The 10,000-nt window shown below is 50.3% G+C and carries 12 protein-coding genes and 2 pseudogenes; 13 read left to right on the top strand and 1 reads right to left on the bottom strand.

The genetic code is table 11. The features are described 5' to 3' along the window. From LDL35_RS02650 to LDL35_RS02705, 12 genes and pseudogenes are all read left to right on the top strand, one after another. Nucleotides 1–348 (top strand): annotated as a pseudogene (locus tag LDL35_RS02650) (nitrate ABC transporter ATP-binding protein); the annotation flags it as partial. Between the two features lie 30 nt (nt 349–378). Continuing rightward, entirely contained in the window at nt 379–891 is a 513-nt protein-coding gene (locus LDL35_RS02655) for a 50S ribosomal protein L16 (RefSeq protein WP_304019239.1), read from the top strand. A 69-nt stretch (nt 892–960) separates the two neighbouring features. Further along, nucleotides 961–1,797 (top strand): fumarate hydratase, encoded by an 837-nt coding sequence (locus LDL35_RS02660; protein ID WP_304019241.1) that lies wholly within the window; start codon nt 961–963, stop codon nt 1,795–1,797. Continuing rightward, complete coding sequence (locus LDL35_RS02665) at nt 1,794–2,351, top strand: FumA C-terminus/TtdB family hydratase beta subunit (protein WP_304019243.1); 558 nt, start codon at nt 1,794–1,796, stop codon at nt 2,349–2,351. Before LDL35_RS02660 ends, LDL35_RS02665 begins: the two co-directional genes overlap by 4 nt. Then, entirely contained in the window at nt 2,348–2,620 is a 273-nt protein-coding gene (locus LDL35_RS02670; protein ID WP_011447165.1) for a ferredoxin family protein, read from the top strand. The genes LDL35_RS02665 and LDL35_RS02670 overlap by 4 nt, the downstream gene beginning before the upstream one ends. A 13-nt stretch (nt 2,621–2,633) precedes the next feature. After that, a complete protein-coding gene (locus tag LDL35_RS02675) occupies nt 2,634–3,728 on the top strand; it encodes a 2-oxoacid:acceptor oxidoreductase subunit alpha (protein ID WP_304019247.1) in 1,095 nt (364 codons plus the stop codon). Then, nucleotides 3,725–4,516 (top strand): thiamine pyrophosphate-dependent enzyme, encoded by a 792-nt coding sequence (locus LDL35_RS02680; RefSeq protein WP_304019249.1) that lies wholly within the window; start codon nt 3,725–3,727, stop codon nt 4,514–4,516. Before LDL35_RS02675 ends, LDL35_RS02680 begins: the two co-directional genes overlap by 4 nt. Next, on the top strand, nt 4,506–5,045 hold the full coding sequence (locus LDL35_RS02685; RefSeq protein WP_304019251.1) for a 2-oxoacid:ferredoxin oxidoreductase subunit gamma: 540 nt from the start codon (nt 4,506–4,508) through the stop codon (nt 5,043–5,045). The genes LDL35_RS02680 and LDL35_RS02685 overlap by 11 nt, the downstream gene beginning before the upstream one ends. Further along, nucleotides 5,042–6,121, top strand: coding sequence for a succinate--CoA ligase subunit beta (locus tag LDL35_RS02690; protein WP_304019253.1), 1,080 nt, complete (start codon nt 5,042–5,044; stop codon nt 6,119–6,121). Before LDL35_RS02685 ends, LDL35_RS02690 begins: the two co-directional genes overlap by 4 nt. Next, nucleotides 6,118–6,984, top strand: coding sequence for a succinate--CoA ligase subunit alpha (gene sucD / locus LDL35_RS02695; RefSeq protein WP_304019255.1), 867 nt, complete (start codon nt 6,118–6,120; stop codon nt 6,982–6,984). Before LDL35_RS02690 ends, sucD begins: the two co-directional genes overlap by 4 nt. Next, nucleotides 6,985–7,974, top strand: coding sequence for a hypothetical protein (locus LDL35_RS02700; RefSeq protein WP_304019257.1), 990 nt, complete (start codon nt 6,985–6,987; stop codon nt 7,972–7,974). Between the two features lie 6 nt (nt 7,975–7,980). Beyond that, complete coding sequence (locus tag LDL35_RS02705) at nt 7,981–8,715, top strand: heparan-alpha-glucosaminide N-acetyltransferase (protein WP_304019259.1); 735 nt, start codon at nt 7,981–7,983, stop codon at nt 8,713–8,715. Nucleotide 8,716: 1 nt separating this feature from the next. On the opposite strand, the gene LDL35_RS02710 is transcribed toward LDL35_RS02705, so the two are convergent. Next, nucleotides 8,717–9,370 carry a tetratricopeptide repeat protein gene (locus LDL35_RS02710; RefSeq protein WP_304019261.1) on the bottom strand — a complete coding sequence of 218 codons (654 nt, stop codon included), beginning with the start codon at nt 9,368–9,370 and terminating at the stop codon, nt 8,717–8,719. A gap of 357 nt (nt 9,371–9,727) precedes the next feature. Between LDL35_RS02710 and LDL35_RS02715 the strand changes: the two are divergent. Beyond that, a pseudogene (locus tag LDL35_RS02715) lies at nt 9,728–10,000 on the top strand (hypothetical protein); the annotation flags it as partial.

Genomic DNA, 10,000 nt, shown 5'->3' on the forward strand with positions numbered 1-10,000 from the left:
GCACTTGCAACAGATCCGGATCTCCTCCTCATGGATGAACCATTTGGCGCTCTGGATGCCCAGACCCGGAACCATATGCAGTGCGAACTGCTGGATATCTGGGAGACAAAAAAGAAGACTATTTTATTTGTGACACATAGTTGTGATGAAGCCGTGTTTCTCTCTGATCGCGTGGTGGTTCTCTCTCCACGGCCAGGAGTTATCAGGGAGATTGTCAATATTCCGATATCACGGCCACGTGACAGGACGAACAAGGAGTTTATCGATCTCAGGCGTTGTCTTCTCGAGATGATTGAAGAAGAGGAACGAGAGGAAGAAAGGATTAAGTGTAAATCCGGCAATTTATAAAAGCACATATCAATACAGGAGTTCGGGTTCATGGTCAGAAAACCAAACAGCATGTACAGAAACCTTGCAAAGAAGGCCTATACTCGCAAGGAATATATGGGAGGTATCCCAGGTGTTAAAGTCGTACACTTTGACATGGGGAACCTGACAAGTGAATTTCCAATGGAAGTTTCCCTGGTTGTGGATGAGAGCTGCCAGATCCGGCACTCCGCTCTTGAAGCAGCCCGTATGAGCATTAACAGGAAGTTGAACAAGGAACTGGGGCGTATGAACTACCACCTCAAACTGCGGACCTATCCACACCATGTCCTGCGTGAGAACAAGCAGGCAACCGGTGCAGGTGCTGACCGTGTGTCACAGGGTATGCGCCTTGCATTCGGGAAGGCAGTCGGAACTGCAGCCCGTTGCCAGCAGAACCAGAAGATCTTTACCGTCTTTTCAAATCCTGCAGGTGTTGAAAAGATCAAGGATGCCCTCCGTCACGGTGGTCATAAGCTCCCTTCCCCGACCCATCTCGTCATTGAGATGAAACAGGAATCATAAATTTCCTGAAATCTTTTTTCGATTCTATTGGATCAGTTCTATACCTCCTTTCAGACAGATATATCAGGTATGTCCAGATCCGGTGATCCTGACCTTTTGAAACGGATCTCTGATGCCACAGAGAAAGCAGTCCGTGATGCAGAAATATATCTTCCAGATGATGTGAAGGCCAGATTGACAGAGGCCCTGAAGATGGAGTCTGTTGTTGTCGCGAAGCAGGAACTTAAGAATATTCTTGAAAATATCTGTCTTGCAGAAGAACGTTCAGCCCCACTCTGTCAGGACACCGGTATTCCGGTACTGTATATCACCGTTCCTTATGGTATGACATGGACTCCTGAAATGGAAGAGGCAGTCTTTACCGGAATTCAAAACGCCACAGAGCACATTCCGCTTCGTCCGAACCTTGTTGATCCCTTGAGCCGTGAAAATACAAAAACAAATACGGGCCTTTCCATGCCTCCGGTCCATGTGAAACAAGGTGAACGGTTTACCATTACTGCTCTCCCAAAGGGTGCAGGATCTGAGAATGTATCCAGAATCAGGATGATGAACCCGTCAGATAAGGGAAATATTCCAAAATTTGTTGTTGAGACCATGCTGGAAGCCGGGGGGCGGCCCTGTCCGCCTGTCATTTTGGGTGTTGGAATCGGGGGAACCTTTGATGTCGCTGCATCTTTGGCAAAAGAGGCTTTGCTGGAACCGGTGGATATGATGACCGACTATGAACAGGAGATCTGTGATCAGGTAAATCAGCTTGGGATTGGTCCGATGGGGCTTGGGGGCGATACCACCTGCCTTGCTGTAAAAATCAAAACTGCCGGGTGTCACACGGCTTCTCTTCCGGTAGCGGTCAATATCCAGTGCTGGGCTGCCCGGCGGGCAACCGTGGAGGTTCTCCTATGAGACATCTCCAGACTCCGTTAGGCGATGAGGTCCTCTCGCTTAAGGCCGGGGAGATGGTTACTCTCTCAGGAACTGTCTATACCGCACGGGATGAGGCTCATCTCAGGATCATGGAGGATGGATTTCCTTTTGATCCGAAAGGGGCTGTGCTCTATCACTGTGGGCCGGTTGTTGCCGATAACCGGATCATCGTTGCAGGTCCGACGACCTCGGCCCGGATGAACCGCCTGACCGGTTTTATGCTGGATGCCGGAATCAGAGGGATCATTGGCAAAGGGGGGATGTCAGCAGAGGTCAGGGAGCTTTTGAGAGCCCGGGCGGTGTATTTTGCCTTTACCGGGGGGTGCGCTAATCTTGCCGCAGCCAGGATGAAATATGCCGGTGTTCATTATCCTGAACTTGGTATGGCAGAAGCGGTCTGGATTATTGAGCTTGACAAGCTCCCGCTTACCGTTGCAATGGATGCACACGGCGGAGATCTCTTTGCCGTGATCGAGGATCATGCACATGAAGTATTTCAGGCTATGTATCCAACCAGTACGACCAGAATATGAAACTTGAGATTGACGAATCCCGGTGCAAAGGCTGCAACCTGTGTACCATGGTCTGCCCGTATAAAATTTACAGGCCGGGGAGTCGTCCAAACCGCAGGGGGATTTATGTTCCTGACCTCGATCAGCCGGAACGGTGCCCGAACTGCCGGCTCCAGGGATTGTACGGACGACGGTTATGCGGTGTGTGTGCATTAATCTGTCCTGATCAGGCAATCCGGTGGGTGCCTGAAAAGCCCTTTGAACCAATGAAGGTGGTGATTGAGTATTAGCCGGATTGCTTTTATGCAGGGAAATATTGCGAGTGCAGAAGGGGCGCTTGCAGCTGGGTGTACCTTCTTTGGCGGATATCCGATAACTCCCTCAACTGAAGTGGCTGAACATATGGCCACCCGTATGCCAAAGATCAAGGGGGCCTGTTTTATTCAGATGGAGGATGAGATAGCCTCTATAGCCGCTGTTATCGGGGCGGCCTGGACAGGTGCCAGATCCATGACCGCAACATCCGGACCTGGCTTTTCCCTGATGATGGAAAATATCGGGTATGCCGTCATGACCGAGACTCCCTGTGTCATCGTGAATATTCAGCGTGGGGGCCCCTCAACCGGACAGCCTACTATGGCAGCACAGGGCGACATCATGCAGGTGAAGTTTGGATCTCACGGAGACTACAGTATTATCGCCCTCGCTCCGTCAAGTGTTCAGGAATGCTTTGACCTGACCGCAAAAGCTTTCAATCTGGCTGACCGTTTCAGGACTCCTGTTTTCCTCATGGCTGACGAGGTTATCGGACATATGCGTGAGAAGATCGAGATCCCGGACAGTGTGGAGATTGTGCGGCCAAAACCACTTCCAGAGGGTGCTCTTCCCTTTGCTCCCGGCCCGGACGGGGTTTCCGGATTTGCCGCCTTTGGAACCGGACGGCACATCCCGGTCACGGGTCTGACTCATGATGAACGTGGCTATCCGGACACTACAAATCCTGCACGACATGAATCCCTGGTCAGAAGGCTTGTTTCAAAGATTGAAGATGCACGACATGACATTGCAGATTATTCAATCGTGAATGAGGAAGCAGAGTATGTGTTTGTCTGCTATGGGGCACCGGTCAGAACTGTCAGGGAAGTAGTTGAGCGCCTCCGGCTTCCTGACACCGGATATCTGCAGCTCCGGACAGTATGGCCGTTTCCAGAGGGCCTTCTCAGCCGGTTCCCGAAGGTAAAGGCCTTTATCGTTCCTGAAATGAACCTTGGCATGATGGCAAGAGAGATAGAACGCCATGTCAGCGTTCCGGTCATCCCGGTCAGCAAAATCGGAGGAGATCTCCATACTCCTGAAGAACTGGTTGAAGCAGTGAAGGCTGCAGGAGGTCTTTTATGAGAGATGACTGGCTCCGTGAGGATCGTCTTCCCCATATCTACTGCGCCGGGTGTGGGAATGGAACCATCATGAATTGTGTGCTCGAAGCCGTTGAAAAAACCGGATGGGACCAGAAAAAGACAATATTTATATCAGGAATCGGGTGTTCATCGCGTGCTCCGGGGTATATCCTGACCGATTCACTGCATACCACGCATGGCCGTGCAATAGCATTTGCGACCGGGGTGAAGATGGCAAATCCCTCCCTCCATGTGGTGGTATTTACCGGGGATGGAGATCTCGCAGCTATCGGGGGGAATCATTTCATCCATGCCTGCCGGAGGAATATCGATATCACCGTTGTCTGCATGAATAATCATATCTATGGCATGACCGGAGGACAGGGCAGTCCTACAACACCCATCGGTAAGACCTCTACCACAACTCCGTATGGTGCAGATGAAGCTCCGTTTGATCTCGCAGAGCTTGCCATGGCAGCTGGTGCGAATTATGTCGCACGATGGACATCATTTCATGTGAAACAACTCACCGACTCTGTGCTTACCGGTCTGAATACTCCGGGATTTTCTCTGATAGAAGTTCGCTGTCAGTGTCCGACATCGTACGGGAGGCGCAATAAATATCGTGAGCCTGTGGATTACATGACATACCTGAAGTCACATGCAGTCCTGAAAGAGAAATGGGAACGGAGCGCTGCACCTGGAACTGAACTTCCCGTTGATTCATTCCTGGTCGGGGAGTTTGTAAGAAGGCAAAGGCCGGTCATGGGGGTGCCAGATGAGGCATGAAATCCGGTTCTCCGGGTTTGGAGGACAAGGCATCATCCTTTCGGCTGTCATTCTTGGCCGGGCTGCTGCTCTCTATGATCAGAAATATGCGGTTCAGACCCAGGTATACGGACCTGAGGCCAGGGGTGGAGCATCGATGAGTGCAGTAATCATCGATGATGAACCGATTCTCTTCCCAAAGGTCAGGGATCCGGATACCTATGTTATCATGAGTCAGCAGGGATTTGAAAAATACGGAAAAAGCCCTCGTGATGATGCGGTCATGCTTCTGGATTCAGATCTGGTGCATGACCGGCCTTCATGCACATGGGTGGGTATACCTGCCACCCTGTCTGCAAAGAAAGACCTTGGCCGGGAGATTGTTGCAAATATTATCATGCTTGGTGCATTAACCACCGCTACAACAGTTGTTTCCGGTCCGGCTCTTGAGAAGGCCATCCTTGACAGCGTTCCGAAAGGGACAGAGGATCTGAATCTGAAGGCAATGAGACGTGGACAGGAGTTGGGCATCGAGGGTGGATCATCATGAAACTAAAGGAATATGAAGCAAAGGATATCCTGCAAAAAGCAGGCATACCAATTCCCCGTGGTGTACTAGTAAAGAAGGGATCGGATTTTCTGGTCAGTCCGGATATCGAAGAGGCAGCGATCAAGGCACAGGTGGAGGTAGCGGGACGGGGCAAGGCCGGCGGCATTCTCATGGCAGATCATGCCAGTATCAGGGATACGACTGAAAAACTCTTTCAAACCACCATAAAAGGCCTCCCGGTTGAAGAGATCCTCATCGAAGAGAAACTTCAGATCCAGCATGAGTACTATCTCTCTATCACGATCGATCGGTCTCAAAAAGCGCCTGTCATTCTCTTCACAACCGAGGGGGGAGTGGATATTGAAGAAGTTGCACAAAAAAATCCTGCCGCAATACGAAAAGCAACCGTATATCCCCTCCTCTCCAAAGTTCCCGGATACACCCTCCGATACCTTCTGAATGGTGCCCCAAAGGAGATTGGAGCCATTATTCAGAAATTATATACTGTTTTTATGTCACAGGACGCATTGCTTGCAGAGATCAATCCGTTGGTCATGACTCCTGATGGTCTGTTTGCCGCAGATGCAAAGCTGATTCTTGACGATAATGCCCTGGCCCGTCATGGCATTCAGGAGAACCGGGATCTCTCGGAACGTGAACGTATGGCTGCTGCTCATGGATTCTCGTTCGTGGAACTGAATGGCAATATCGGTGTTATCGGCAACGGGGCCGGGCTTACCATGGCAACCGTGGATCTCATCAACCGGATGGGTGGCAGACCTGCGAACTTCCTGGATGTTGGTGGAGGAGCAGACCGGGTCAGAGTTGCGCATGCCGTCCGTCTGCTTGGGTCCATGCCGGATGTGACCGTCATTATTGTAAACCTGCTTGGTGGGATTACCCGGTGTGATGAAGTGGCAGCAGGTATTATTGAGGCAGGTGTCAGTCAGCAGATCATTGTCAGGCTGGCGGGGACAAATGAGGCGGAAGGAAAAGCCCTCCTCTCATCAAAAGGATATCGGATGCTTGACACGATGGAAGAAGCGGTGACTGCCGCGGTGGAGGCAGCATCATGATCTATGCAGATAAAAAAACCGGCGTTATCGTCTGCGGTGCCACCGGGAACCAGGGCTCGTTTCATATTGACCGGATGAACCAGTACGCCCGTTCAATTGGCGGAAGAGGTGTGGTTGCAGGGGTTACTCCGGGAAAAGGCGGGCAGGAAGTGCATGGAGTACCGGTATACAACTCCATCCTCGAAGCAGCCGAGGCACAGAATGCAACCGCCGCGGTATTGTTTGTTCCCGGTTCTGCTGCAGGGGATTCGATCATGGAGGCGGCGGATGCCGGGCTGGATCTTGTGGTAACCATCACCGAGCATATTCCGGTTCATGATGTGATGCATGCGGTCACCTATGCGCAAATGAGGGATTGTACGGTCATCGGTCCGAACTGTCCTGGTCTCTTCTCCCCTGGCGAGATCAGCATGGGTATCATGCCTGCTCATCTGGCAACCAGGGGTCCGGTCGGTGTCATCTCACGGAGCGGGACCCTGACGTATGAGGTCGTTCATGAGCTGACCAGAGCAGGTATCGGTCAGAGTTCGATCATCGGCATTGGTGGGGATCCCATCATCGGACAGACCTTCGCTGATGCTCTTGAAAGGTTTGCAGAAGATCCGCTGACAAAAGCGGTTGTCATCCTTGGGGAACTTGGTGGTAACCTTGAGGAGGAAGGTGCACGGTCTGCAGAACTACCTGTTGTTGCTTTTATTGCGGGAACAACAGCCCCGGCTGAGAAGAGAATGGGTCATGCCGGAGCTATAGTCACCGGTGGTGAGGGTGATGCAAATGCCAAGATTGCACGACTTCGGGATCTCGGTGTCCCGGTTGCAGACCGGCTGTCAGAAATTCCCGCAATGATTCGGGGGGCAATCTGAATGTCCATCATTGAAAACCTCCGCCGCGGTGATGGAGAAGAGGCAGGGGGCGGGAAATTTAATCCGTTCCGCATTCTTGAGATCGGAGAGAGCATGGTCCGGTATTGTGATGGCATCAGGATCAAGAATTACAATTTCCTTGCTATTCTGACCAGTGACCGACTTGTTCTGATTGAAAGTGCCCAGCAGAGTGCAGGAACCATTGCAAAGGAGATCCCTGTCTCCATGATTCAGGGTGCTGCGATGGAGCGGGATGAGAAGAACCGGCCATCCCTGGCGGTATCAATGGAGGTTGGAGGTCAGACCCGTCTGATGAAACTGGTGTTTACCGGACTTATTGCTGAACCAGAGACCGAATGCCGTGAATGGTTTGCTGCCATTAATGGATATCCCCCTGAACCGGAACTTAATCAGGAACCTGAGCTCCCGGTTGCTCCAGAACCGACACCCGAACCAATACCGGTCTCTCTCTCCCCGCCCGGTACTGCAGGGCCTCTACCGGTTCCTGCACCAGCTCCAGTGCCCTCTCCGATAATTGATGCAGAAGCAGTCTCTCCTGTACCAAAAACTGAGGAGATTCAGGAGCAGATTCCTGCACCGGTACAACTGGAACCTGCACCAACACCCGTCATCCAATATCAGCAGGAACCTGTCTCTCCCCCGGCTCCTGTGGAAATCTCCCCTGAAGTGCCAGAGGTCATTTCACCAGCACCGAAAGGTCCGGTTGTTGATAAGGCTCCGGAGTCCATTCCACAAAAAATCATGCCCATTCCAAAAAATGGGAAACAGCGTATATCAGTTCCGGCACCTGACACGGAATCAATACAAATTTCATTAGAAAAACCCAATATCAGCCCGCTCCGGTTTAAAAGAAGGGACACAACTCCTGTTAGCGGAAACAGTGGGAAACCCAGGTACTGTATGCATTGTGGTTCACGGTTTCCTGCTGTGGCAAAGTTTTGTCCGGTTTGTGGAAAGACCCAGGTCTGATCCGTCATGGGATCATACCATGGCAGATATCCACAGCTGGATGCCTGTCGTGGTATTGCTATTCTCATGATGATCTGGTTCCATTTTTTTGTAGATCTTGCATTTCTCGGATTGCCCGGGCCTGATCCCTTTTCAGGTCTTCTTCGTATCTTCGGGATGCTGACCACGATCTCGTTTATTGGTATTGCGGGAATATCCGCACACCTGAAGGCTCAAAAAACTCCGGGATTGATGAATCAGATCTCTTCGTTTTTCAAACGAGGGGGCGAACTCATCCTGATTGGTATGGGTATCACCATCGTCACCTGGTTCGTGATGGATGGCGAGGGGTATGTGGTATTTGGAATCCTGCACCTCATCGGCACAGCACTTATTCTGACCCCGCTCCTCTACCGGTTAAATTATACCGGGCTTATCCTTGCAGCCGCTCTCATCCTGATCGCATACACAAACCTCCTCCCTTCCGGTCCCTTATGGCTTGCATGGTCTGGTATCTGCCCGGAAGATTTCTATTCGGTAGATTATGCACCACTCATACCATGGCTTTCAGTCTTTCTTATTGGATTATCTGCAGGCCGGTTCCTCTTTCCATGTGGCAATCCGCGATATGACTCTGGCGACCCCAGCAGTTTCGGACTCTCTCTGGCTTATCTGGGAAGACACTCTCTTCTGATTTATCTCATTCATCAGCCGGTTCTGTTCCTGCTGATTATCAGTGTTGCAAAAATTAGTATCGGATGAATTATTTCAGAATATTTAAAAGACCTGAAAAAAGCTCTGAAGAGGTATTTTCAGTAGTATTATCCGATTCTTTCTCATGATCCCCAATCGATGAAGTGATGTTTTTCTTCACCGTCTCAAGACGGGACTGCACAACGGTGAGGTTTGGATCAATGCTGATCGCTTTTTCAAATGCATCAATGGCCTGTGTATTCTGTCCGATCTTTTCATATATCGTCCCGATGTAATACCATCCGACGGCATTATTCTGATCATAGGTTGTTGCATTGAGGTATGCTGCAATAGCCTCCTCGAATTTCCCCTGGTCAAAGTATGAGGCTCCCATATTTTCCCATGCACTGGAATAATTCGGACGAATACTCAATGCCTGCCGGTATGAGTCTACCTCCTCTTCATACCGTGCAAGTTTCCCAAGCGTGACCCCCCGGTTATACCATGCATCGGCATCCTGCGGGGTGACTCTGACTGCTTCATCTGCAACTTCGAGTGCCTCTTCATATTTTCCCTGCCGGTTCAGGACGATTCCCAGGTTATTGAGTGCATCGGAAAACCCCGGACGCATCTTCAGAGCGAGCCGGTACTCATGTGTGGCATTTTCATACTGGCCAAAGGAGGATAATGCATTACCCATCAGATAATGCTCATCTGCTGTCATTTCATCCGTTTCTGCAAAGGTTGTGGGGACAAGGATGAAAATTATAAAAAAAGTGATGAGAGGAACCAATCTGTTCATTCAGTACACGGTTGGAATAGAATGAAATAATGTTTGTGGCTCTTACGTAAAAATCCCTTTTGTCATCTGAAAAAATTAACATTTCTTCCTATTCGACGGATGCAGAACCCATGTATGAGAAGAGGGAGATCGTACCGAATTTTATGCCCATAATTTTTTAGTCCTCTATTCTTTTCATGAAGAAATTCAGGCAATTATTGAACTTCTTTCCAGCAAAGACTCGTAATCTAAAAGTTCAAAAAATGTATTTATACTTCTGATTGCAATCATTACATCATTATGCCAGTCAACCAGGCGCAGGTCGACAGCATCATTTCTTCGGCATCTGCCGAAGATCCGGAGATTCAACTGCTTAAACTCAGGGATGAGGTTGAGCTGCTGAAGACCTCGATTAAACGCCTGCTCATTGATATACGGGAACGTATGAATGATGCGGAGAACCCGCTTGTTCAGGCGTTAAAGGGGAACCCGGTGGAGTTTGTGGGCCAGCATACCACAGCTCCCACTCCTATGGAGGGATATATCGATGATTATGATGAGGAACCATCTGGT

The organism is Methanospirillum hungatei (genome assembly GCF_020216685.1).
Classification (GTDB): domain Archaea; phylum Halobacteriota; class Methanomicrobia; order Methanomicrobiales; family Methanospirillaceae; genus Methanospirillum; species Methanospirillum hungatei_B.

Excerpts from the sequence above, each read along its gene's own strand:
- sucD (WP_304019255.1), top strand. The coding sequence starts at position 6,118 with ATGATCTATGCAGATAAAAAAACCGGCGTTATCGTCTGCGGTGCCACC.
- LDL35_RS02705 (WP_304019259.1), top strand. The coding sequence starts at position 7,981 with ATGGGATCATACCATGGCAGATATCCACAGCTGGATGCCTGTCGTGGT.
- LDL35_RS02710 (WP_304019261.1), bottom strand. The coding sequence starts at position 9,370 with ATGACAGCAGATGAGCATTATCTGATGGGTAATGCATTATCCTCCTTT.
- LDL35_RS02700 (WP_304019257.1), top strand. The coding sequence starts at position 6,985 with ATGTCCATCATTGAAAACCTCCGCCGCGGTGATGGAGAAGAGGCAGGG.
- LDL35_RS02690 (WP_304019253.1), top strand. The coding sequence starts at position 5,042 with ATGAAACTAAAGGAATATGAAGCAAAGGATATCCTGCAAAAAGCAGGC.
- LDL35_RS02670 (WP_011447165.1), top strand. The coding sequence starts at position 2,348 with ATGAAACTTGAGATTGACGAATCCCGGTGCAAAGGCTGCAACCTGTGT.
- LDL35_RS02660 (WP_304019241.1), top strand. The coding sequence starts at position 961 with ATGTCCAGATCCGGTGATCCTGACCTTTTGAAACGGATCTCTGATGCC.
- LDL35_RS02655 (WP_304019239.1), top strand. The coding sequence starts at position 379 with ATGGTCAGAAAACCAAACAGCATGTACAGAAACCTTGCAAAGAAGGCC.
- LDL35_RS02685 (WP_304019251.1), top strand. The coding sequence starts at position 4,506 with ATGAGGCATGAAATCCGGTTCTCCGGGTTTGGAGGACAAGGCATCATC.
- LDL35_RS02665 (WP_304019243.1), top strand. The coding sequence starts at position 1,794 with ATGAGACATCTCCAGACTCCGTTAGGCGATGAGGTCCTCTCGCTTAAG.
- LDL35_RS02680 (WP_304019249.1), top strand. The coding sequence starts at position 3,725 with ATGAGAGATGACTGGCTCCGTGAGGATCGTCTTCCCCATATCTACTGC.
- LDL35_RS02675 (WP_304019247.1), top strand. The coding sequence starts at position 2,634 with ATGCAGGGAAATATTGCGAGTGCAGAAGGGGCGCTTGCAGCTGGGTGT.